Origin of the sequence: Vibrio sp. 10N.286.48.F5, from assembly GCF_041469785.1 — a bacterium.
Lineage (GTDB): Bacteria > Pseudomonadota > Gammaproteobacteria > Enterobacterales > Vibrionaceae > Vibrio > Vibrio crassostreae_C.
Window position 1 is genome coordinate 196,852 of record NZ_JBFRLG010000003.1, and the last position, 23,263, is coordinate 220,114.

General features: G+C 44.2%; 18 protein-coding genes. 7 read left to right on the top strand and 11 right to left on the bottom strand.

All coding sequences use genetic code 11. The features are described 5' to 3' along the window. Positions 1–3 precede the first annotated feature (3 nt). The 5 genes from fabD to yceD all read right to left on the bottom strand — a co-directional run bounded on the left by fabD (position 4) and on the right by yceD (position 3,732). Positions 4–927, bottom strand: a complete 924-nt coding sequence (gene fabD / locus AB4185_RS02400) for an ACP S-malonyltransferase (RefSeq protein WP_017063479.1) — start codon at positions 925–927, stop codon at positions 4–6. A gap of 80 nt (positions 928–1,007) precedes the next feature. Continuing rightward, positions 1,008–1,958: a beta-ketoacyl-ACP synthase III gene (locus AB4185_RS02405; RefSeq protein ID WP_017054985.1), complete on the bottom strand. Its 951-nt coding sequence runs from the start codon at positions 1,956–1,958 to the stop codon at positions 1,008–1,010. A gap of 5 nt (positions 1,959–1,963) precedes the next feature. Next, positions 1,964–2,989: a phosphate acyltransferase PlsX gene (plsX, locus tag AB4185_RS02410; RefSeq protein ID WP_017062152.1), complete on the bottom strand. Its 1,026-nt coding sequence runs from the start codon at positions 2,987–2,989 to the stop codon at positions 1,964–1,966. Positions 2,990–2,998: 9 nt separating this feature from the next. Further along, positions 2,999–3,169, bottom strand: coding sequence for a 50S ribosomal protein L32 (gene rpmF, locus AB4185_RS02415; RefSeq protein WP_004737376.1), 171 nt, complete (start codon positions 3,167–3,169; stop codon positions 2,999–3,001). Positions 3,170–3,204: 35 nt separating this feature from the next. After that, the gene (gene yceD, locus AB4185_RS02420) at positions 3,205–3,732 is read right to left on the bottom strand and encodes a 23S rRNA accumulation protein YceD (RefSeq protein ID WP_017062153.1); all 528 of its coding nucleotides are present in this window, start codon (positions 3,730–3,732) and stop codon (positions 3,205–3,207) included. A gap of 149 nt (positions 3,733–3,881) precedes the next feature. Here yceD and AB4185_RS02425 point away from each other — a divergent pair, with 149 nt between their 5' ends. Beyond that, the gene (locus AB4185_RS02425; protein ID WP_017067204.1) at positions 3,882–4,463 is read left to right on the top strand and encodes a nucleoside triphosphate pyrophosphatase; all 582 of its coding nucleotides are present in this window, start codon (positions 3,882–3,884) and stop codon (positions 4,461–4,463) included. Between the two features lie 294 nt (positions 4,464–4,757). On the opposite strand, the gene rluC is transcribed toward AB4185_RS02425, so the two are convergent. Then, positions 4,758–5,702 carry a 23S rRNA pseudouridine(955/2504/2580) synthase RluC gene (gene rluC / locus AB4185_RS02430; protein WP_372058190.1) on the bottom strand — a complete coding sequence of 315 codons (945 nt, stop codon included), beginning with the start codon at positions 5,700–5,702 and terminating at the stop codon, positions 4,758–4,760. Positions 5,703–6,320: 618 nt separating this feature from the next. Between rluC and rne the strand changes: the two genes are divergently transcribed. Beyond that, positions 6,321–9,488, top strand: a complete 3,168-nt coding sequence (gene rne / locus AB4185_RS02435; protein ID WP_372058191.1) for a ribonuclease E — start codon at positions 6,321–6,323, stop codon at positions 9,486–9,488. A gap of 258 nt (positions 9,489–9,746) precedes the next feature. Then, the gene (locus tag AB4185_RS02440) at positions 9,747–11,294 is read left to right on the top strand and encodes a SulP family inorganic anion transporter (RefSeq protein WP_017062156.1); all 1,548 of its coding nucleotides are present in this window, start codon (positions 9,747–9,749) and stop codon (positions 11,292–11,294) included. Between the two features lie 114 nt (positions 11,295–11,408). On the opposite strand, the gene AB4185_RS02445 is transcribed toward AB4185_RS02440, so the two are convergent. Further along, a complete protein-coding gene (locus tag AB4185_RS02445) occupies positions 11,409–11,858 on the bottom strand; it encodes a low molecular weight protein-tyrosine-phosphatase (protein ID WP_017067202.1) in 450 nt (149 codons plus the stop codon). Between the two features lie 84 nt (positions 11,859–11,942). Here AB4185_RS02445 and cobO point away from each other — a divergent pair, with 84 nt between their 5' ends. Beyond that, positions 11,943–12,548, top strand: a complete 606-nt coding sequence (gene cobO / locus AB4185_RS02450; protein WP_017062158.1) for a cob(I)yrinic acid a,c-diamide adenosyltransferase — start codon at positions 11,943–11,945, stop codon at positions 12,546–12,548. Between the two features lie 223 nt (positions 12,549–12,771). On the opposite strand, the gene AB4185_RS02455 is transcribed toward cobO, so the two are convergent. From AB4185_RS02455 to apbC, 3 genes are all read right to left on the bottom strand, one after another. Then, complete coding sequence (locus AB4185_RS02455) at positions 12,772–14,910, bottom strand: AsmA family protein (RefSeq protein ID WP_017067201.1); 2,139 nt, start codon at positions 14,908–14,910, stop codon at positions 12,772–12,774. A gap of 106 nt (positions 14,911–15,016) precedes the next feature. Next, on the bottom strand, positions 15,017–15,658 hold the full coding sequence (gene udk, locus AB4185_RS02460; protein WP_004734002.1) for a uridine kinase: 642 nt from the start codon (positions 15,656–15,658) through the stop codon (positions 15,017–15,019). A gap of 276 nt (positions 15,659–15,934) precedes the next feature. Beyond that, the gene (gene apbC, locus AB4185_RS02465) at positions 15,935–17,011 is read right to left on the bottom strand and encodes an iron-sulfur cluster carrier protein ApbC (protein WP_017063474.1); all 1,077 of its coding nucleotides are present in this window, start codon (positions 17,009–17,011) and stop codon (positions 15,935–15,937) included. Between the two features lie 157 nt (positions 17,012–17,168). Here apbC and metG point away from each other — a divergent pair, with 157 nt between their 5' ends. Together metG and AB4185_RS02475 are read left to right on the top strand one after the other, a co-directional pair. Beyond that, positions 17,169–19,229, top strand: a complete 2,061-nt coding sequence (gene metG / locus AB4185_RS02470) for a methionine--tRNA ligase (RefSeq protein ID WP_372058192.1) — start codon at positions 17,169–17,171, stop codon at positions 19,227–19,229. A gap of 221 nt (positions 19,230–19,450) precedes the next feature. Next, a complete protein-coding gene (locus AB4185_RS02475; RefSeq protein WP_010437231.1) occupies positions 19,451–19,930 on the top strand; it encodes a DUF1456 family protein in 480 nt (159 codons plus the stop codon). A gap of 194 nt (positions 19,931–20,124) precedes the next feature. Here AB4185_RS02475 and fadR read toward each other — a convergent pair whose 3' ends face one another. Beyond that, the gene (fadR, locus tag AB4185_RS02480) at positions 20,125–20,964 is read right to left on the bottom strand and encodes a fatty acid metabolism transcriptional regulator FadR (protein WP_017062161.1); all 840 of its coding nucleotides are present in this window, start codon (positions 20,962–20,964) and stop codon (positions 20,125–20,127) included. A gap of 640 nt (positions 20,965–21,604) precedes the next feature. On the opposite strand from fadR, the gene nhaB reads away from it, so the two are divergent. Next, positions 21,605–23,197, top strand: a complete 1,593-nt coding sequence (gene nhaB, locus AB4185_RS02485; RefSeq protein WP_017062162.1) for a Na(+)/H(+) antiporter NhaB — start codon at positions 21,605–21,607, stop codon at positions 23,195–23,197. Positions 23,198–23,263: the final 66 nt, after the last annotated feature.

A 23,263-nucleotide genomic window follows, 5' to 3' on the forward strand; every position in this document is an offset into this window, starting at 1 on the left:
TATTTACTTAGCAGCTTCTAGTGATGCAGTGTCATTAACTGCAGCAGCTGTCATAGTTTTTACGATTCGTTTTGTTAGACCAGTAAGAACTTTACCAGGGCCTAATTCAAGTAGCTTCTCAACGCCTTGCTCATTCATCGCTTGTACGCCTTCAGTCCAACGAACTGGGCTGTACAGCTGACGAACAAGTGCGTCTTTAATTTTTGCAGGATCTGTTTCAGCGATAACATCAACGTTATTGATAACAGGCAATGCTGGCGTGTTGAACTCTAGAGCTTCTAGAGCCACCGCTAGCTTGTCTGCTGCTGGCTTCATCAGTGCACAGTGAGACGGCACAGAAACAGGTAGCGGAAGTGCACGCTTAGCGCCCGCTTCTTTACAAAGTGCACCAGCACGCTCTACTGCCGCTTTGTTACCCGCGATAACAACTTGGCCAGGAGAGTTAAAGTTAACTGGAGACACAACTTCGTCTTGCGCAGCTTCTTCACACGCTTTAGCAATCGCTTCATCGTCTAGACCGATGATTGCGTACATTGCACCAACACCTGCAGGAACCGCTTCTTGCATCAGTTGACCACGTAGTTCAACCAGCTTGATCGCTTCTTTAAAGTCGATAACGCCGGCACATACAAGTGCAGAATATTCACCTAGGCTGTGACCTGCTAGATTTACAGGTTGCTCTAGGCCAAGCTCTTGCCATACACGCCAAATTGCAACAGACGCTGTTAATAGAGCCGGTTGAGTGCGAAAAGTTTCATTTAGATTTTCTACAGGACCATCTTGAACCAATGCCCATAGATCGTAACCAAGTGCTTCTGAAGCTTCAGCAAATGTCTTTTTAACAACATCATACTGTTCGCCTAGGTCAGCAAGCATACCGATAGCTTGAGAGCCTTGGCCTGGGAATACGATAGCAAATTTGCTCATTGTAATTTTCCTTTAAGCAAAGCAAAAAATTGAATAAGGCACATAAGTTATGTGCCTTGTTTGTTGATTATCGCTTAGGGTTAGAATTTAACTAACGCAGAACCCCAAGTGAAGCCGCCGCCAAATGCTTCAAGTAGAAGCGTTTGACCACGTTTAATTCGCCCGTCGCGAACAGCCTCATCTAGGGCCGTTGGTACGGTAGCTGCTGACGTGTTGCCGTGCTTATCAAGAGTAATCACTACTTGATCAAGCGACATCGTCAGCTTTTTAGCGGTTGCCGAGATAATACGGTAGTTCGCTTGGTGTGGAACTAACCAATCAAGCTCTGACTTATCCATATTGTTCGCCGCTAAGGTGTCTTTAACTAGCTTAGAAAGCTGAGTTACCGCCACTTTAAATACTTCGTTGCCCGCCATGTGCAGCCATTTGTCTGCATCACCGCCGCGCTCTGGTACTTCTAGGCTTAGAAGCTCACCGTATTTACCATCAGAGTAAATATGAGTAGACAAAATACCTGGCTCTTCGCTTGCGCCTACAACCACCGCGCCTGCTGCATCACCAAATAGGATGATAGTAGAGCGGTCAGTCGGATCACAGGTTTTTGACAGTGCATCAGCACCAATTACCAAAACGTTCTTACACATGCCAGTCTTGATGTGTTGATCAGCAACAGACAGTGCGTAGACAAAACCAGAACACGCTGCAGCCAAATCAAACGCAGGGCAGCCTTTGATACCAAGCTTGCCTTGTACCTGACATGCCGAAGACGGGAATGTGTGGCTACTGCTGGTTGTCGCAACGATGATTAAATCAATCTCTTCTTTGTCGATACCTGCCATTTCAATGGCATTTTCAGCAGCGTAAAACGCCATATCAGCAACGGTTTCGTTTTCCGCTGAAATACGACGCTCTTTAATACCCGTTCTAGCAACGATCCACTCATCGCTAGTCTCTACCATTTTCTCTAAGTCTGCGTTAGTACGCACCTGAGATGGCAAGTAGCTGCCAGTACCTAAAATTTTGCTATACATGAAGACTAATAATGCCTCTCGAGTAAAACCGCTTCCAAACGATCGCTAATGCGGCTGGGGACTTGTCGTTTGACCTCGTGTACTGCTTCACCAATCGCGTTGACGACTGCAGACACATCAGCACTTCCATGACTTTTAATGACAATGCCGCGCAATCCTAACAAACTTGCGCCGTTATACTGGTCGGGGTTCAAGGTTTTTAATTCAGTAAATAGCTCAGAAAACAGCATTCTGGCTATCCAACCCTTTATTGTTGAAGCCATCATGCGCGTTTTTAGCTTATCAATAAAGAGCTGAGCCGTACCTTCGCACGTTTTTAAGCAGACATTGCCCACAAAACCATCACATACGACGACATCAGCAGCATCTTGAAGTAATTGATTACCTTCAATATAGCCTATGAAGTTCACAGACTGGGTATTAGACAACATTTCAGCGCATCGTTTTACAAGGTCATTGCCTTTAATTTCTTCTGCACCGATATTCAAGATAGCGACACGTGGTGCGCGACCTAAATGTTGTTCTGCTAATGCACTGCCCATGACAGCAAACTGAAAGAGTGAATCTGCGTCACTAGAAACGTTCGCCCCTAAATCAAGCATCCATGTGCGATTTCCGGATGCAGTAGGCAAAGCTGAAACCAATGCAGGCCTATCAATACCGGGAAGAAGCTTGAGTCTGAAACGGGATAAAGCCATCAGTGCGCCAGTGTTACCACCACTCACACAAGCATCAGCCTGTGATTCGGCAACCAGATCGATAGCGGCACGCATAGAGCTACCCTGACTATTACGTAAGGCTAGTGAAGGTTTTTCAGAATTGGAAATGACTCGATCACAATGCTGGATACTCAAACGAGAATCAGGCATTCGACCTAATGAAGATAATTGAGATGTGATCGCGTTTCGATCACCTATTAGAATGACTTTTAGCTCTGGGAAATACGACAGTGCCTGCACGGCGGCAGGCACTGTTACACGAGGACCGAAGTCCCCGCCCATTGCATCAAGCGCAACGGTTAGATTTTGCAAAGGTCAACCTTACTTGTTGATAACCTTTTTGCCGCGGTAGAAACCTTCGGCAGTCACGTTGTGACGTAGGTGAGTTTCACCTGAAGTTGCGTCTACAGAAAGTGCAGCTGTAGTTAGCGCATCGTGTGAACGACGCATGCCACGCATTGAACGTGATTTCTTGCTCTTTTGTACGGCCATTGACCCTACTCCTATGTAAATTCTTAAAGAAGCAATTACTTCTTTAAGCTTTTTAAAACATCAAATGGATTCGGCTTTTTGTCTTCCTCAATTTCTTCAGGAAGTTCACCAAACACCAAGTTATTTGAGTTAACGCTACATTTCGCATCGTCGTGCATTGCTATTTGTGGCAATCCAAGGATGAACTCGTCTTCAACTAATTGAATCAGGTCTAACTCACCGTACTCGTTCAGATCTACCAAATCGTACTCTTCCGGTGCTTCCTCTTCACTTTTCTCACTGTAAACAGGAGTATAAGTAAATTGGACATCGCACTCATGTGCGAAAACCTCATTACAACGTTGACACTCTAAATCGACTTCGACGTTAGCTTTACCAGAGATAACGACTAATCGTTGTTCATCAAGCCCAAATGACATTGAGACTTGCGCGTCACGTTTTACGCCTTCAGTTGCTTCAGTTAAACGCTTCAAAAGACTGACCTGGATGATACCATCCATATCGAGTCGTTTTTGAGCCGTTCTTGCCGGATCAACTGTACGCGGTATTTTTTCCTTTTGCATAGGGCGCGAATCTTATCTTCCAAATCGTGTTTAGTCAAAGGAAATGGCAAAAAAAATGTACTTTCCTGCCTTTCCTATTCAGAGCATTATGAATAGCAGGACAAGTTACGTTATCCTGAGATAAATGCTTCCTTGAATTGTAAATTAAAATGAGAAATTACCAACTAGTTTTAGCCTCTACATCACCATTTAGGCAAGAGATCCTCAAAAAACTACAGTTAAGCTTCATTACAGCCAAGCCAGACTGCGATGAAACGCCGCTTCCTGAAGAGACGCCTCAACAGCTGGTGATGCGCCTTGCTGAGACCAAAGCTAAGTCTTGTGTTGTGGAGCAACCTAGCTTAGTCATTGGTTCTGATCAGGTTTGCGTAATTGATGGAGAGATCATTGGTAAGCCTCACACTCGAGAAAAAGCGATCGAGCAGTTATCTCGTCAAAGCGGCAAGAGCATTACTTTTTATACTGGGCTTTCGGTTTGGAACAACGAAACCAATGAAGCTGACACACGTCTCGACACCTTTGTAGTGCATTTCCGCGATTTAACTAAGCAACAGATCATTAGTTATGTTGAAAAAGAGCAGCCTTATTACTGCGCAGGTAGCTTTATGTGTGAAGGGTTAGGCATCGCGTTGTTTAAACAGATGGAAGGGAAAGACCCAAATACTTTGATCGGCTTACCGCTGATCGATCTAGTCGATATGTTAGAAGCGCAAGGAATGGGGGTACTATAACGGATACGCTCTCTTTGTTAGAGATTCCCTACTCCTTCCTTCGTCAGTCTAGGGAATGGCGGAACACGCAATTTTATCTAACCAACTAATGATATAGAGCGTGATTTTAAAAAGTCGTCATCCTCAAGAGCGAGGAACGAGCGACTTGGGGATCTTCTACAACAGATGAAAACAAAAAAGGTTGACGATATTCGTCAACCTTTCTCATTTATGGATACTGAAGAACAAATTTAGAGGCACTCTATACCTTCGTATCTCGTATCTCGTATCTCGTATCTCGTATCTCGTATCTTCTTAAAGCTTACGTAAACCAGTTAGGGCTTTCTCTAGCCTTCTTTCCATTGGCGCCGAGATATCCATCTTCTCTTCACTACCTGGGTGTGTGAACTTGATGTTTGCTGCATGTAGGAACAGACGATCAAGACCAACCTTACCCGTGTAAGCGTCAAAACGACGATCACCGTAGCGATCATCCCAAGCAATTGGGTGACCAGTATACTGAGCGTGCACACGAATTTGGTGTGTTCGGCCTGTAATTGGGCTTGCTTGAATCAACGTCGCCTCTTGGAATTTTTCTAAAACCTTAAAACGGGTTTCAGAAGCTTTACCATTCGGGTTAACTCGAACAATGCTGTTCACTTCATTTTTCAACAAAGGTGCGTTGACGACTTTGCAGCTGTTCTTCCATTCGCCCATAACTAAAGCGAAGTAGTATTTTTGAACCGTTTTTTCACGGAACTGTGCTTGAAGGTGTCTTAGCGCCGAGCGCTTCTTAGCAACAAGCAAAATGCCAGACGTATCTCTATCGATACGGTGCACTAATTCAAGAAAACGAGCATCAGGGCGAAGAGCACGTAATGCTTCAATCGCGCCAAATTTTAATCCGCTACCACCATGAACAGCAGTGCCAGACGGTTTGTTAATAATTAGCATGTGATCATCTTCATAAATGATGCACTGTTCTAATTCTGAAACCTTGTTGAGTTTCGTGCTCGGCACGTTCTCTTCTGTTTTCTCTTCAATAGTAACCGGAGGGATACGAACTAAATCGCCAGCTTTTAGTTTGTACTCAGCCTTAATGCGTTTTTTATTTACGCGGACTTCGCCTTTACGCACGATTCGGTAAATCATGCTTTTCGGGATGTTTTTTAATTGGTTGCGTAAGAAGTTATCAATACGCTGACCAGCCATATCTTCGTCAATGTCGACGAATTGGACTTGGGTTCTAATTTCGCTCATTGCGCTATTGTATCACTGTCACTTTTGATAATTGAGATTTTCTTAGCCCTATTCCGAACTTATTTATCCCTAATCCTTACCGATCTATCCCAAAATGGTCGCCGAAGTTCTATATTTCTTTGATTCTTCGAACAAAAAAGCACCAAGATTCCTGCAAATTAAAATATCAATTGATAAATTATTTATAGACAGTGAGTTAGAGCTATCAAAACCCAAACAAAAACTGTTTTTTTTACAGCATTCCGACAAAGCAGATTGCTGTGTTTACCGACCGCTGCTATAGTTCACAGCTGCTATCAGTGGTTTGACTATTATTTAAACAGCTAACCATTCATAAGCAAGTAAATGAGTAGATAACTCAGATTAGACAGTGCTGCAATCGGCGTAAGACACGGTCAACTGAGTTCCTTATCGCTCTACTCACGTACACTCATGTTGAGTATTCACCGCCACATCGCGGATCATAGGCTAACTCCCTATGATGACTGACGTGCCCCAGAGCATCCCTCTCCAGCCGGGAGGCTGCACCGATAAAGCCATGGGATCTGGCACCATGAGAAACGAAATAAAGCGATAAGAACAATGATGAAAATAAGAAAAGACAATGAGAACTTCTAAATGAAAAGAATGTTAATTAACGCAACTCAAAAAGAAGAGTTGCGTGTCGCTTTGGTTGATGGCCAACGACTGTTCGATCTAGATATCGAAAGTCCAGGTCACGAGTCAAAGAAAGCGAATATCTACAAAGGACGTATTACCCGTATTGAACCAAGCCTAGAAGCGGCATTCGTTGATTACGGCGCAGAACGTCACGGTTTCCTCCCTCTTAAAGAAATTGCCCGCGAATACTTCCCTGAAGGTTATACATACCAAGGCCGTCCTAGCATTAAAGAAGTGCTAAAAGAAGGCCAAGAAGTAATCGTACAAGTAGAGAAAGAAGAACGTGGTAGCAAAGGTGCTGCACTGACAACTTTCATCTCTTTGGCTGGTAGTTACTTAGTTCTTATGCCTAATAACCCTCGTGCTGGCGGTATTTCTCGTCGTATCGAAGGTGAAGAACGCACTCAACTGAAAGCAGCATTAAGCACTCTTGAGCTTCCTCAAGGTATGGGCTTAATCGTGCGTACAGCGGGTGTTGGCAAAAGCGCAGAAGAGCTAGAGTGGGACCTGAATGTTCTATTGAACCATTGGGGCGCTATCAAGCAAGCTTCTGATTCAAATGCAGCTCCTTTCCTAATTCACCAAGAGAGTAACGTTATTGTTCGCGCAATTCGTGACTACCTACGTCGTGATATTGGCGAGATTCTAATCGACAGCAATACTATTTTTGAACGTGCACAAGCGCACATTCAATTAATACGCCCAGATTTCATGAATCGCGTTAAGAAATACGATGGTGAAGTGCCACTATTCAGCCATTACCAGATTGAAAGCCAGATCGAATCTGCTTTCCAACGTGAAGTTCGTCTTCCATCTGGTGGTTCTATCGTAATCGACCCAACAGAAGCACTGACTTCTATCGATATCAACTCTGCTCGTGCAACAAAGGGCGGCGATATTGAAGAAACAGCACTTAACACTAACCTAGAAGCTGCCGATGAAATTGCACGTCAATTACGTCTACGTGACCTAGGTGGTCTTGTTGTAATCGACTTTATCGATATGACCCCGGTTCGCCACCAACGCGAAGTAGAAAGCCGTCTACGTGATGCCGTTCGTTTAGATCGCGCACGTGTTCAGATTGGTCGTATTTCTCGCTTTGGTCTTCTAGAGATGTCTCGTCAACGTTTGAGCCCATCACTAGCAGAAGCAAGCCACCACATTTGTCCTCGTTGTACAGGTACTGGTGTTGTTCGTGATAACGAATCTCTAGCACTTTCTGTTCTACGTTTGATTGAAGAAGAAGCTCTAAAAGACAACACAGCACAAGTACTTGCTGTTGTGCCTGTTCCAATCGCTTCTTACCTTCTGAACGAAAAACGTCGCTCAGTAAACCACATCGAGAAGAACCAAGAAGTTAAGATCACTGTTGTTCCTAACTCAGACATGGAAACGCCGCATTTTGAGGTTATCCGTGTTCGTGAAGGTGAAGAGTTCGATCTACTATCTTACTTGCTGCCTAACAAGCTAGAAGCTCTAAAAGAAGCGGAAAGCAAAGAGCCTGCTGAACAGACTATTCGTCCTAAGAAGATCGAAGAACCTGCTCTGAAAGGCTTCGCAGCTCCTGCTCAATCAGCACCAACTCCTGCTCCAGCACCTAAAGCTGTAGAAGAGAAGAAAGCTGAACCAGCAGCGACTCAAGAACCAGGCCTAATTGGTCGTTTCTTCAAAGCTATCGGTAGCTTCTTATTTGGCTCTTCAACTCAAGAAGAGAAAAAAGAAGAAGAGAAGAAAGAAGAAGAAAAACCTAAAAACAATCGTAACAACGGCAACCGTCAACGCCGTGATCGTAACGATAACCGTCGTCGTAACCAACGTGGTGAGCGTGGCGAACAGCGTAACGACCGTGGTGAACGTGGTGACAATCGTAACGAAAACCGTGACAACAAACGCCGCCGTAAGCCAGCTCGTGATGAGAAGCCTGAAGAGCAAAAAGAAGCAGCTCCACAGCAAACTCGTCAGCCTCGCAAGCCTAAGCAAGACCGTCGCAACAAGCCACGTGATGAGCAGAAGCAACGCGAAGAGCAAGCACCATCTAAATTAGCAGAAGAAGGTCTACAGCTAGCAGCAGAAGCACAAGCTGGTAAACCGGAAGCGCCTAAGGCTAAACCTGAAGCGAAAGCAGCTAAGATTAAAGAGCGTCGTCAGCGTCGTAAACTGAACAAGCAAGTTCGTGTTAAAGACCAACAAGCTCAAGCTGAAGATAACGCTTCAAAAGAGCAGGTTGCTGCTAAAGAACTATCTGTTTCAAAAGAACAGTCAGTAGCTCAAGAGCAAAAAGTTGCGGAACAAGTAGAAGCAACTCAAGCGAATGCAGAGCAAACTGAACAGGAAGAGCCGAAACAACGTCGTAACCGTCGTTCTCCACGTCACCTACGTGCAAGTGGTCAACGTCGTCGTCGCGGTCGTGATCGTCGCCCTAACCCATTCCGCCTACGTAAAGGTGGTGTAGCTTCTCCAGAGATGGCTATGGGTAAAGTGATGCCTCGCTTCATTCCAAAACCTCACCACAAGCTGGCAAAGCCTGAAGTGGCTGAAGTTCAAGTAGCAGCTGAAGCTCAAACATCTGTTCAAGAGCAGAATGTTGCTCTAGAGACGGCACCACAAAGCAACGTAGCAATGACTGGCGGCTTCGCATGTCCAGAGCTTGCAATGGGTAAAGTTATCATCCGTCGTGAAGATGCTGCTGTTGAAGCTCAAGTAGCTGAGACTCCTGCTGCAGTTGAAGCTCCTGCAGTCGTTGAAGAAGCACCAGTGGTTGTTGAAACCGCGAAAGTTGAAGCTCCAGTGATTGCAGAAGCGACGAAAGTTGAAGCGCCTGTTGTAGCAGAAGCTGTGCAAGCAGAAGCAACACCAGTTGTTGAAGCTGAAGCGCCTAAAGCTGAAAGTGCAAAAGTTGAAGAAGCACCTGTTGTTAAAGCAGAAGCTCCTAAAGCGGCACCAAAGGCAGCTGTTGCTAAGAAGCAAGCCGGTTCACCAATGACTAAAGCTCCTGGTCCTCAAGAGATCAAAGAGATTGAAGTGATTGCAGCTCCGTTCCGCACTGAACGTTTTGTATCGAAAGGTGCAGGCAGTCAGGCAGCGTCGAACAAAGCTGGCGCGGCGATGACTAAGCCAAACTACTAGTGATTACTGATAGGTAATCGCGAGTAAATAGAATCAAAGGCTGCTTATTAAAGCAGCCTTTTTCATATCTACTAATCGAATAAAAATTAACAGATATATTACTCAAAGTTAGGTTCAACCTTGAACTTAATCACATTTTTGGGTAGCATTCGCGCACTTATCTTTTCGACACTTCGCTATTGCCGCTCTTTTCCATCACTGTTTGGCTACGCAATACACCCGTGTCGGTAAATCCATCTTAAGCATAGCTGAGCAAACATGTTCGAATTCCCACAATTTTCAAAGCACTCTGTAAAGAATGACGTGCTTTCAGGTCTTACAGTAGCCCTGGCTCTGGTACCTGAAGCTGTAGCATTCGCCTTTGTTGCTGGCGTTGACCCAATGGTTGGTCTTTATGCAGCATTCATCGTAGGTTTAATCACTTCTGTCTTTGGCGGCCGTCCAGGTATGATTTCTGGCGCAACCGGCGCAATGGCCGTTGTAATGGTGAGCCTAGTGGCAACCCATGGTGTTCAATACCTATTCGCAGCCGTTATGCTGGCTGGCCTTCTGCAAATTGCAGCAGGTGTATTTAAACTAGGTAAATTTATCCGTATCGTTCCACACCCAGTAATGATTGGTTTCGTGAACGGTTTGGCCATTGTTATCTTCCTAGCTCAACTTGGTCAATTTAAAGCGCCAGACGTAACAGGTGCGTTGACTTGGTTACCAAGCGGTCAAATGACACTAATGCTAGGTCTAGTAGCCCTTACAATGGCTATCATCCACTTCCTACCTAAGCTAACAACAGCAGTACCATCTTCATTAGTTGCTATTGTTACAGTAACGGCTTTGGTTGTGGGTCTTGACCTTGAAACTCGCACTGTTGTCGACTTCCTACGTACAATGTCTGGTGACGAAGCTGCTACGCTAGCGGGCTCTCTTCCAACATTCTCAATTCCTGCTGTTCCGTTTTCTTTAGATACACTACAGATCATCCTGCCTTACGCAATTATCCTTGCGGCTATCGGCCTGATTGAATCTCTGCTGACACTGACAGTACTAGACGAAATGACAAACACTCGTGGTCAATCTAACCGTGAATGTGTTGGTCAAGGTATGGCTAACGTAACGTGTTCTGTATTCGGTGCGATGGGTGGTTGTGCGATGATCGGTCAATCGATGATCAACGTAAACTCAGGTGGTCGTGGTCGTCTTTCAGGTATCGTCGCCGCAGTTGCACTACTGATGTTCATCCTGTTCGGTTCTGCACTGATTGAAATGATTCCTCTAGCAGCACTTGTGGGCGTAATGTTCATGGTTGTTATCGGCACATTTGAATGGGCAACCTTCAAGCTTGCGCGTCGCGTTCCTAAACAAGACTTCTTCGTTATCGTTCTTGTTACCGTAGTAACAGTACTGACTGATCTTGCTGTGGCAGTAGGTGTTGGTGTTGTCGCTTCTGCGCTAATGTTTGCTTGGCAACATGCTAAACACATCTACGCAGATACATCAGTAAACGCTGAAGGCTCAAAAGAGTACAAAGTTAACGGCCCAATCTTCTTTGGTTCAACGGCTAACTTCCTAGAGTTGTTTGACGCATACAACGATCCACAAGATGTAATCGTTGATTTCGCAAACTCACGCGTGACTGACCACTCTGCAATTGAAGCGATCGACACGATTGCTGACCGTTACGCGGCGCTAGGTAAAACACTTCACCTTCGCCACCTAAGCCAAGACTGTGTTGCTATGCTGCACAAAGCAGGTAGCTTAGTTGAAGCGAACGTTGCAGAAGACCCAATCTACAAAGTAATGTCTAAGTAATCTTAGCTGTAGCTTTAAGTTAGATTTAGAGAGGCCGACATTCAATGTCGGCCTTTTTTATACCTATCGGTCAGCCCTTACGCTGATAACAAAACGACGTACATTGTTCCTACACTACATCGAACGCAGTATCGCTTCGCTAGACTCTTCGATTAAATCCAACACCAATTCAAAACCATTTCCCTCACCATAATACGGATCGGGGATCTCTTGATATTGTGACTCTCCAAAGCTCAAAAATAATGCGAGCTTGTATTGGAGGTGAACTGGGCATTGGCTCATTAAGTCGTCTAAATTCGCCCTATCGGCCGCGAGTATCAGGTCAAATTCTTCGAAGTCATTATCTACCACTTTACGAGAAGTAATCCCCTTAAAGCTGTAGCCTCGCTTCTCTCCTGCAGATTTGGATCGCGAGTCTGGCGGGTTGCCTTGATGAAAACCAATCGTCCCCGCAGAGTCGACCACAACATCAATATCCAGCTGTTGCGCTTTCTTCCTTAGCACCGCTTCACCTGTTGGCGAGCGGCAAATATTCCCCATACAAACTACGAGTATCTTTTTCATCCCTAATCACCTGTTCTTCCGATGGTTTTTGCTATCGTTAAGTTAGGCTATGATAGACGCAATCACAACTTAAAAGGATTTGTTATGTCGACTGAAGACAACAAAGAACAACGCCACAAAGCAAGACAACAGAAAGTAAAAGAACAAGTCGATGCACGTGTCGCTGCAGCACAAGAAGTAAAAGGCCTATTGCTGGTCATCACGGGTAACGGTAAAGGTAAATCAACATCCGGTTTTGGTACGATTACACGTGCAGTTGGTCATGGTAAGAAATGCGCCGTTGCTCAGTTTGTTAAAGGTACCTGGGATAACGGCGAAAAAAACGTTCTGCAAAAGCTTGATGTCGAGTTCCAAGTCATGGGCACAGGCTTTACTTGGGAAACTCAGAACAAAGCGCAAGATATTGAAGCTGCGCAGCGTGTATGGAAAGAGTGCCAACGCATGCTGGCTGATGAGTCGATCGATGTGATTCTGTTTGATGAACTGACTTACATGGTTAGCTACGGTTACATCGAACTCGATGAAGTGGTTGAGGCGTTGAATAACCGCCCGAAGATGCAGTCTGTCATCATTACAGGTCGTGGCGCGCACCGTACTCTTACTGAGATAGCAGATACAGTATCTGAAGTTCGCAATGTGAAACACGCTTTTGAATCTGGTGTTAAAGCGCTACAAGGCGTTGACTGGTAATCACCTTCAACCAGAGATCCCCGACTCGGTCATTCTTCCCTCTCGAGGATGACGACCACTAGGCCGTTACGCTCTTGAACAAAGGACGACGGCCTATCGTCATTCCCTAGAGCGAGGGACGAGTGTCATAGGGAATCTCTCTTGAGTATTATCGAGCCAAAAATAAAAAGCGCCATTCCTACAACAGGAGTGGCGCTTTGTTCATTTTTAAATGAGATGAAGACTAGTTAAACAAACCTTTTAGTAGACCGTTTACTGCGTCTCTTGTTTTCTCATCTTTGATCTTGTCACCGTACTTTTCGTCTAACTTTTCTAAACCACGATCAATTTCTTTCTGTGCTTTCTGTTTCAATACATCATCAAAAACAAGTGCAAATTTCGGGGCTGCCCACTGACCTGTTACCTTAATTGGGATAGTCACATCTTTCAGGTCGTCGATGCTCTTACCGCCCTGACCTTCAAGTGAACCCACAATTGATGTACGCACAAGGAAGTCGACCGTTTCATTGATGAAGTTTGCTTTACCTTGACCTGTCACACGTAACAGTGGCGACTGTGCTGATAAGTCGTTAGTTGAAACCCAACCTTTATCCACTTTCAGCGTCGCTTTCATTGCACTGAAGTCCGTTTTTTGAGCTTCATTTGTGCTTTCAACTTTCTCGCCCTTGATCTTAGCGTAGTTTTCTCGAATCAGTTGAGCTACGTTGATGCCGTTAACTGCACCATCTTCAAAGTTAATCGCGATAGTACCGACTAGGTTTTTCTTGATACCCGTCGGAGTTAGACTCTTACCTTTCACGTTGACATCAATATTACCGGTACCTTCCAGCATATCGTTATCTGCAACATCAACCAGTAACGGTTGTACTTTCACGCCTTTGATTTTCTTCTTAGCCGTGTAAGTCGCTGGTGTTTTACGAGCGTCTAACTTTGCAGTAGCAGAAATAGAACCTTGGTAAAGATTCGAGGTGAATGAGGTTAGCTCTGCGATACCACGGTTAACCGAAAATGCGGTTTTAACATTCTGCATCTTCGCGTTGTTCGCCTTGAACTTATCAATCGTGATGTCACCTTTCACGTCTAACGTTTTCAGAGCCGACAGATCAGGTTCCACTTCTTTAGCTGGATCTGAACTACCAGAACTTGACGTTGAACCACCAGCAGAACCAGAAGGCGCTGTGCTCGCTGTTTCTGTTGTATTGCCTAAGCCTAAGAATTCATCTAAATCAATATTCGGGCTATGAAGAGAGAAACGAACCTTTGGTATTTCAGATAGGATTACGTCTGCTTTACCGTCTAATGCAATAGCGTTAGCTTGTAGCTTCTCTAACACAAAGCTCAGGTGGCTCTTGTTAAGATCGAAGCTTAAGTCAGACAGCATGTCGACTTTCATTGGAGACTGAGGAAGCGTGTCGCCTTTGAATGTTGAGTCTAACGTTAACTTGTTCAGCGTTACTTTTGAAATCGCGCTATCAACAGTAAGTTCACCGCCACCTTTAAGATCAAGGTCAAGGCCAGCTGCATTACCGATTACAGCGTAAGTCAGTTGGTTTACCTTATCGAACTCAAACGTATTCAAGCCAATTTTTGCTGACTCAATCGACGTCGCTGAATCATTGAACTTAGCGTTTAAGTCGATATTACGAAGTGCGTAACTTGCAAAGCCTTCAGCTAATTTGAATTCTGCACTGCCTTGTGCAGAGAAATTCTGTTGATTGTTCTCACCAGAAGCCGCAAATGTCGCGGTTGTCCATGTATCAACGGCAAACTCAGAAAGATTCAAAGACACATCGTATAGCTTAGTGAATGAACCCGCTTGCTTGTCGTCCATTTCAAACAATGCGTTTGATACAGTTACGCCTGCAAGGTTGATCGTCCAACCCGATGCGTCTGTGGTAGTTTGCTCTTGAGGGGCAGGCGCTGATTCAGGACTTGTGCCTGCTGCAGGCTCAGATTCTTGAGGCGCTGACGCTTGCGTTAGTGCATCAATGTTCTTGCGACCATCTTTAAGCGTTTCTAAATAGAATTCTGCACCATCTAGAGTAATGTTGCCGATCTCTAGTTGGTTGCTAAATAGCGGAGTAACCGAAACGTCAACGCCAACGGTATCAACCTTAAATAGGTTAGGTTGCGTAAAACCTTCAGGGTTGCGTAATTCAGTTTGACCAAGTTCAAAGCCAATGGATGGGAAGAATTGCCAGCTGATATCACCCTCGATCACTAGCTCTAGGCCTGTGTGTTTTTGGGCTTGTTCGACAATTAATGGCTTAAATTGGTTGGGATTCACTAACAGCACTAGTGCCAGAATTGCTGCAACGACAACAAACACTGGTACAGCTATGAAAATGAGTAGTTTCTTCATCCGCATATTCCTTGCTTAGATTCCAAAAGAAAGTGGCACTATAAAAGTGCCACTGATTCGGTAAAAAATAAAGCTAAGTGAGTCACTTAGGCAAAATTTTATTCGATTAAGACTTCAACAACTTCGCAATGTGCGCTTTTAGCACATCAATCGCAATACGGTTTTTACCACCACGAGGAACGATGATGTCTGCATGTTGTTTTGAAGGCTCGATAAACTGCATGAACATTGGACGTACTGTTTCTTGGTATTGCTTAAGTACCGTGTCCATTGTACGACCACGCTCTTCTACATCACGCTTAACACGGCGTAATAGACAGATGTCTAATGGTGTATCCATAAACACACTTGCGTGCATTAGTTTACGAAGACGCGGGTCTGTTAGAAGCAGAATACCCTCTAAAATGATCACTTTCTTTGGAGTAAGTGTAGTCGTTTCAGAAGTACGTGTGTGCTCTGTGTAGCTGTATTCAGGAACTTCTACGGCGTTGCCACTCATTAGCTGCTGTAGATGTTCACATAAAAGATCATGATCTAGTGCATTTGGGTGATCGTAGTTAGTTTTAACACGCTCTTCCATACTCAAGTGGCTTTGGTCGCTGTAATAGCAATCTTCCGTGATAACACCAATTTGATGGTCGCCTACTTTTTCGCGCAATTCATTATAAATTGTACTAGCAATCAGACTTTTTCCTGAAGCTGAAGCGCCAGCGATACCTACGATGACACATTGATTATTATCAGACATTAATTTTGCACCCGATATGGTTTGGTGGTGGGAAGAGATAAACCGCCTGATTATAGGGGCTAAAGCACATAGATTCTAGTCGCCATTTTAGCTAATTGCAGTCAAATTGATGATATCAATGCATTTAATGAATGCAATCGTTTGCTTTCAAATAACTTGCCTACAACTATTTGCACAAGCCCAATGGATATTGACTTAAATCCACCGCTGTTTATCTAATCCAAACTATATTTAAACGACTTTGTGATTAACTTGCGCTATTCAACCATAGATTCGTTATTCAACCATAGAGAAGTTAATCGCTTCTGGTCTCGCCTTGCCGGTCCAGAACATCTTCGCAGCCACATTCTCTGCAAGCTCTAAGTAGTGACGTGTATGTTCACTATCTGGACGACGAATCACCGTCGGGCAACCTGCATCGATATCTTCTCGCACATCAATATGAAGAGGGATCTGTGCCAAAATATCGAGGTAAAACTCTTCTGACATAGCTTCGGCACCACCAACACCAAAGATATGCTCTTTCTCACCACAGTGACTACAAATATGATAGCTCATGTTTTCAACTAAGCCTGCGACTGGCACACTCACCTTATCAAACATCGCTACGCCTTTACGTGCATCCGCTAGCGCCAAATCTTGAGGAGTGGTCACCACTACAGCCCCGGTCACTGGGATCTGTTGCGATAACGTCAGCTGAATATCGCCCGTGCCCGGTGGCATATCAATAACTAGATAATCCAACTCTGGCCATACGGTTTCGTTAACAAGCTGACCTAAAGCCTTGGCCGCCATTGGACCGCGCCAAATCGCAGCGTCATCTTTCGACACAAGATAACCGATAGAGTGAGTGAAAATACCGTGCGCTTCGATTGGCATCATCCACTTGTTATTCTGGACTTCTGGTTTCGCATCTAATTGGCCAAGCATCATAGGTACAGAAGGACCATAGATATCCGCATCCAACAAACCCACTTTTGAACCAGACTTAGATAAAGCCAAAGCAAGGTTGACTGAAGTGGTCGATTTACCCACCCCACCCTTTGCAGATGTCACGGCGATGATGTTCTTCACCCCCTTCAATGGTGTCGCAACCGTGGTTTCTAACGCAGACGGCTTCACCTTCACTTCAAACTGAAAAGCGCTAACAAGCTGTTGTTCAATCTGAGAGTGAATCCACTGTTCCAATTCAACCGCAAGCTGATTAGCGGCAAAAGGTAAGGTGATAACAAATGATCCACGCGGATCAACCGATACAATATTTTGGTGTAGCGCCCACTCTGGGATGAGGATTGGTGACTCGAACTCATTCAACCATGAACAGAAATCTTGCTTAGAAGTAAAGTTACGCATTGGGACTCCTTTTTTTATTTATGCTATCACCCACGAGATGAAGACTGAACCCCTAAAAAACTAGGGGAATCCTTAGTCTGATACCTTGGCGTATCACACGTTATAAAGTAGTATTACCTCTCAAATTTATACCTATCAAAAAAGCGAATTATTAAGTATGGCAACTGATCCAAGACAACTTTTGGTAACTTGTGCGCTTCCGTACGCTAACGGCTCTATTCACCTTGGCCATATGCTTGAGCATATCCAAGCTGATATCTGGGTTCGATACCAGCGTCTACGTGGCAACACTGTAAACTTCATCTGTGCTGACGATGCTCACGGCACGCCAATTATGCTTAAAGCTCAACAGATGGGTATCACGCCAGAAGAGATGATCGCTGCTGTTAGTGAAGAGCACCAAAAAGACTTCGCTGGCTTTGATATCAGCTTTGATAACTACCACAGCACACACAGCGAAGAGAACCGTGAACTGGCTTCTCACATCTACTTAGAACTTAAAAAGAACGGCTTCATTTCTAGCCGCACTATTTCTCAGCTTTTCGATCCTGAGAAAGAGATGTTCCTACCAGACCGCTTCGTAAAAGGTACTTGCCCTAAGTGTAAGTCAGAAGACCAGTATGGTGATAACTGTGATAACTGTGGTGAGACATACAGCCCAACTGAGCTAATTAACCCTAAATCAGCGGTTTCTGGCGCAACTCCAGTAATGAAAGACTCTGAGCACTTCTTCTTCGACCTACCTCAGTTCGAAAGCATGCTTAAAGAGTGGACTCGTTCTGGCTCTCTACAGAATGAAACTGCAAACAAAATGCAGGAATGGTTTGAGTCTGGTCTGCAACAGTGGGATATCTCACGTGATGCACCTTACTTCGGCTTTGAAATCCCAGGCGAAAAAGACAAGTTCTTCTACGTATGGCTAGACGCACCTGTTGGCTACATGGCTTCTTTCAAGAACCTATGTGACAAACGTGACGATCTAAACTTCGATGAATACTGGAAGAAAGACAGCACAACTGAGCTTTACCACTTCATCGGTAAAGACATTGTTTACTTCCACAGCCTATTCTGGCCAGCAATGCTAGACGGCGCAGGTTTCCGTAAGCCAAACAACGTATTCGTACACGGCTACGTAACAGTGAACGGTGCGAAGATGTCTAAGTCGAAAGGCACATTCATCAAAGCAAGCACGTACCTAAACCACCTAGACCCTGAGTGTCTACGTTACTACTACGCTGCTAAACTAAACAGCCGCATCGATGACTTAGATCTTAACCTTGAAGACTTCACTCAACGTGTAAACGCTGACGTAGTAAACAAGATTGTTAACCTAGCTTCTCGTAACGCTGGCTTCATTACTAAGCGTTTTGAAGGCAAGCTAGCTGCTGAATTTGCAGAGCCTGAGCTATACAACGAATTCGTTGCTGCAGCTGAGCGTATCGGTGAGCTATACGAAACTCGTGAATTCAGCCGTGCTATCCGTGAAATCACTGCACTAGCGGATAAAGCTAACCAGTACATCGACGAAAAAGCACCTTGGGTTCTTGCTAAAGAAGAAGGCAAAGAAGCTGAGCTTCAACAAGTTTCTTCTGTAGGTATTAACCTATTCCGCGTACTGATGGCTTACCTGAAACCAGTGATGCCAGAGCTTGCAGCTCGCACTGAAACTTTCCTAAACGAAGAGCTAACGTGGGAAGCGATTGCTACTCCGCTAACTGATCACGAGATCACTAAGTTCAAAGCGCTATTCAACCGCATTGACCCTAAGAAAGTGGAAGCAATGGTTGAGTCTTCTAAAGAAGATGCAGCCGCTGAAGCAGCAGCGAAAGAAAAAGCAGAAGCTGAAAAAGAGCAAGCAAGCCAAACTGAGCTAGACAAAGAGCCAATCGCAGACGAGATTGAGTTCGATGCCTTTGCAGCAGTAGACATGCGTATCGCTCGTATCATCTCTTGTGAAGAAGTACCAAAAGCGAACAAACTACTGAAGTTCCAACTAGACATCGGTGGTGAGACTCGCCAAGTATTCTCTGGTATCAAATCAGCATACAAACCTGAAGAGCTAGAAGGCAAGCTAACTGTAATGGTAGCAAACCTAAAACCTCGTAAGATGAAGTTTGGTATGTCTGAAGGCATGATCCTAGCAGCGGGCCCTGGCGGCAGCGACCTATGGATCCTTGAGCCACACGAAGGTGCTCAACCTGGTATGCGTGTAATGTAATTCTGACTCCAGTCAGATAACAAGCACCCATCACTAAATCCCTAATGCATTTTTGACTTGAAAGAGTTAATCAGCATTGGGGATTTTTTATATCTACCGAAAATTAGCGTTCTCTGTTAGAGTCGCCGTCAACTATGCTATGTAGAGTAGAAATTGGTTCGTCGACAAAAATAGGCTAAACCAACACCTCTTTACTCTAAAACCCTTTTTAGGAATCCCCAGTGACTAACAACGAAATCTTGCGTCGTATTCAACACGCACTAAACCTTAAAAATGCACAAATCATCAAAGCTATCGAACAAGCTGATGTGACTGTTGCTCATGACCAAGTGATTAACTGGCTAAAAGATGACAACGACAAGTCATGCTCTAAGATGAAAGATAAAGAGTTAGCGGTATTCCTAAATGGTTTCATCAACCTTAAGCGTGGCAAAAAAGAAGGCGAGCAACCTAAACCTGAAGTTGCACTGACGAACAACATGATCTTCATGAAGCTTCGTATCGCATTGAACATGAAAGCAGAAGATGTTTTGGACGTACTAGAAGTGGTTGGCATTAGCTTGAGCAAGTACGAAATCGGCGCTTACTTCCGCAAGCCAGAAAACAAAAACTACAAAGTGTGTGAAGACCAACTACTTTGCGATTTTCTAAACGGTGTGCAATTTACCAACCGTCCAGACTCAGAAGAGTTTGCGGGTTAAGTTACTACTCCTAGATAAATTTTAAGTTGCTACACATAGATAAATTACTCGTCATAGGTAAGTAACTGACCCACTGATAATTTTCTAGTAACGACAGATAAATAAAAAGCGGCGAGATAATTGAATTATCTCGCCGCTTTTTCGTTTTCTTTACGTCACTGACTAAACAGGAACAACAATAGTAAACCTATGCCTTAGCTGTCGTCTTCAGTGAAGTTCGTCGGCAATGTCGTTTTCATTTCATTCCAAACTTGTGCACTTGCGATACCGTAGTTACGAATCACTAATGGCAAAGTTTCGCGCTCGCCACTTTCACAGATAATGAACAACTCTTTATAAAAGTCCATCGCTAAACGTCGTGCTTCTGGGTTAGAGAAGTAGTAGCTACCGATACGGTCATAAAGTTTACGCACACCGTTAAAGATCAGGCCGTAAATCTGGTTGCCTGAGTGGAATGCCAAACGTTGGAAAAGCATGTAATCATAGAAGTTGAAAGTCTTCGCGATTAAGATCGTCTGACGTTTCGCTTCATCTTTTTCTGAATCTTCTTTTACCGCTTGTTTGATCTTGTCAGCGTATGGCGACGATTCTAGGAACTCATCCCAAGTTGGTGCCGCAAGTAGCGCTTCACAAGATTCAATCACGTTACTGATAGTACGCTCTGAAGCTTCTTTGTTTGCTTTGAATGCATAACGCATAAAGATCGGGCTGATATTAGTACGAGCAGCAAGCAGATCTTCTACCATTTTGCTTGCGTTATCAACGTCCAACGTCATTAGCGTATCAAGGATATGAAGACCTGAGGTTTCCATAAACTGGTTAACTTTAGTTGGTTTGCCATGTTGGATTGTCAACCAACCATCACGAGCAAGACGTTGTAGTACTTCACGAAGCGTAGTACGTGTAACACCAATCAGCTCAGAAAGCTCACGCTCTGCGGGCAAGATAGAACCTGGAGGGAAACGGCCATTCCAAATACTTTCAATGATATACTTCTCTGCAAATCCTGCCGGGCTCTTCGCCTTAATGACCATCTACACTTCAATCCAATTTAATTATTCTGTTCTAATTTACTCATCATACCACTAGTTCACACCTAGCGGAAACACCCTCAAAAATTTTACTCACCCTAAACACCGTTAGAGTTATAACTCTAAAGTTCAGCACACGTTTGCACCTCAGGTTTGTAAAGCAAGCGACTCTAAACCACCATTTAAACAAACCGTTAACACAACAATTTTTCTTTAAAATCAATGGGATTGGTCATATTTTTAAAGCTATTAATTTGCAATATTAAGTTGTAATAATCATATATAAGCCGTCGTTATTCTGTAATTTTCAATCATTTCGCTGAAATATTGATTCTAGTCGGTTTTTATCACATTTTAAGTGGTATGCTTGCGCTACTTTGATCGCGTTTCTCAACAAAAAAGAGGTATTTTTAGGGCTACAGGGCTTTTCCTGTTGACTAAATGTTATCTAAGAGTAAAGTTGCGCTCAAAAATAAGCAGTGCTTGAGTTTCTAAGGGAGTGACTTGGCAAGACCACAGAACATTACATGGAATGTAGTTTTTCTAAGTCACTGTTAGTCATAGTTTTTAACAATTTCTATAGCTCGATTCTCAAAATGTTGTATTGCTTGTCTATTCATAATCAACATAAAAGAGTATTAACATGCCGATGTCTCTCGGAAACGCTTTTATCAAGAACTTCCTTGGTAAAGCTCCTGATTGGTATAAACTTGCCATCATTTCCTTTTTAATCATCAACCCGTTTGTTTTCTTCCTAGTTGACCCATTTGTTGCGGGCTGGCTATTGGTGGTTGAGTTTATTTTCACTCTAGCTATGGCTCTCAAATGCTACCCACTTCAACCGGGTGGTCTATTAGCTATTCAAGCAGTCGCCATTGGCATGACCAAACCAGAAATGGTTTATCACGAGCTGCAAGCAAACCTTCCTGTATTACTCTTGCTCGTATTCATGGTTGCTGGCATTTACTTCATGAAAGAACTGCTTTTGTTCATTTTCACGAAGATCTTGCTTGGCATCCAATCTAAAATTTTACTCTCCGTTGCCTTCTGTGTTGCTGCCGCTTTCTTATCAGCATTCCTAGATGCACTAACAGTAATCGCCGTAGTTATTAGCGTTGCGGTCGGCTTCTACTCTATCTACCACAAGGTTGCATCAGGCAAGGGCACAACGTCTTCGCACGATCATACTCATGATGAAGAGATCTCAGAGCTAACTCGTGATGACCTAGAAAACTACCGTGCTTTCCTACGTTCACTGCTAATGCACGCTGGTGTGGGTACAGCACTGGGTGGTGTAATGACCATGGTAGGTGAACCACAAAACTTGGTAATTGCTAAGCAAGCAGGTTGGGAGTTCGGTGAATTTATCATCCGTATGCTGCCAGTAACACTACCTGTTTTCTTCTGCGGTATTTTAACTTGTGCACTTGTCGAAAAATTCAAAGTGTTTGGTTACGGTGCTCAACTACCAATGAATGTTCGCCAAATCTTAGTTGAGTTTGACAACAAAGAACGTGCAAACCGCACAAAGCAAGACGTAGCAAAACTATGGGTTCAAAGTGCAATCGCAGTTTGGCTTATCGTCGGCCTTGCACTTCACGTTGCTGAAGTAGGTTTGATTGGCCTGTCTGTGATCATCTTAGCTACAGCATTTACGGGTGTTATTGAAGAACACTCTATGGGTAAAGCCTTTGAAGAAGCGCTGCCATTTACTGCACTTCTTGCCGTTTTCTTCGCTGTTGTTGCTGTGATCATCGACCAAGCTCTATTTAAGCCAGTCATCGATGCAGTACTTCACGTTGAAGATAAAGGCGCACAGCTCGCACTCTTCTATATTGCCAACGGTATTTTATCGATGGTTTCAGATAACGTGTTCGTCGGTACGGTTTACATTAACGAAGTGAAAACTGCACTGGTTGAAGGCATCATCACTCGTGATCAGTTCGACCTACTTGCTGTTGCTATCAACACTGGTACTAACCTACCTTCTGTTGCAACGCCAAACGGCCAGGCTGCATTCCTATTCCTATTAACATCAGCACTTGCTCCGTTAATTAGATTGTCTTACGGTCGCATGGTTATCATGGCGTTGCCATACACCATCGTATTGGCACTGGTTGGCCTAGCAGGCATTGTGTTCATCGTAGAGCCAATGACAGCATGGTTCTACGATGCTGGTTGGATCATTCAACGCACTGGTGAAGTCGTCGCTCCAGTTATCTCTGGTGGTCACTAAGCTAAACACTGTGTCGCAAACCACAATAACTATAACTAACTAATCAAAAATATTAGTTGATTAGGA

Excerpts from the sequence above, each read along its gene's own strand:
- fabD (WP_017063479.1), bottom strand. The coding sequence starts at position 927 with ATGAGCAAATTTGCTATCGTATTCCCAGGCCAAGGCTCTCAAGCTATC.
- AB4185_RS02405 (WP_017054985.1), bottom strand. The coding sequence starts at position 1,958 with ATGTATAGCAAAATTTTAGGTACTGGCAGCTACTTGCCATCTCAGGTG.
- rpmF (WP_004737376.1), bottom strand. The coding sequence starts at position 3,169 with ATGGCCGTACAAAAGAGCAAGAAATCACGTTCAATGCGTGGCATGCGT.
- yceD (WP_017062153.1), bottom strand. The coding sequence starts at position 3,732 with ATGCAAAAGGAAAAAATACCGCGTACAGTTGATCCGGCAAGAACGGCT.
- AB4185_RS02425 (WP_017067204.1), top strand. The coding sequence starts at position 3,882 with ATGAGAAATTACCAACTAGTTTTAGCCTCTACATCACCATTTAGGCAA.
- rluC (WP_372058190.1), bottom strand. The coding sequence starts at position 5,702 with ATGAGCGAAATTAGAACCCAAGTCCAATTCGTCGACATTGACGAAGAT.
- rne (WP_372058191.1), top strand. The coding sequence starts at position 6,321 with ATGAAAAGAATGTTAATTAACGCAACTCAAAAAGAAGAGTTGCGTGTC.
- AB4185_RS02440 (WP_017062156.1), top strand. The coding sequence starts at position 9,747 with ATGTTCGAATTCCCACAATTTTCAAAGCACTCTGTAAAGAATGACGTG.
- AB4185_RS02445 (WP_017067202.1), bottom strand. The coding sequence starts at position 11,858 with ATGAAAAAGATACTCGTAGTTTGTATGGGGAATATTTGCCGCTCGCCA.
- cobO (WP_017062158.1), top strand. The coding sequence starts at position 11,943 with ATGTCGACTGAAGACAACAAAGAACAACGCCACAAAGCAAGACAACAG.
- AB4185_RS02455 (WP_017067201.1), bottom strand. The coding sequence starts at position 14,910 with ATGAAGAAACTACTCATTTTCATAGCTGTACCAGTGTTTGTTGTCGTT.
- udk (WP_004734002.1), bottom strand. The coding sequence starts at position 15,658 with ATGTCTGATAATAATCAATGTGTCATCGTAGGTATCGCTGGCGCTTCA.
- apbC (WP_017063474.1), bottom strand. The coding sequence starts at position 17,011 with ATGCGTAACTTTACTTCTAAGCAAGATTTCTGTTCATGGTTGAATGAG.
- metG (WP_372058192.1), top strand. The coding sequence starts at position 17,169 with ATGGCAACTGATCCAAGACAACTTTTGGTAACTTGTGCGCTTCCGTAC.
- fadR (WP_017062161.1), bottom strand. The coding sequence starts at position 20,964 with ATGGTCATTAAGGCGAAGAGCCCGGCAGGATTTGCAGAGAAGTATATC.
- nhaB (WP_017062162.1), top strand. The coding sequence starts at position 21,605 with ATGCCGATGTCTCTCGGAAACGCTTTTATCAAGAACTTCCTTGGTAAA.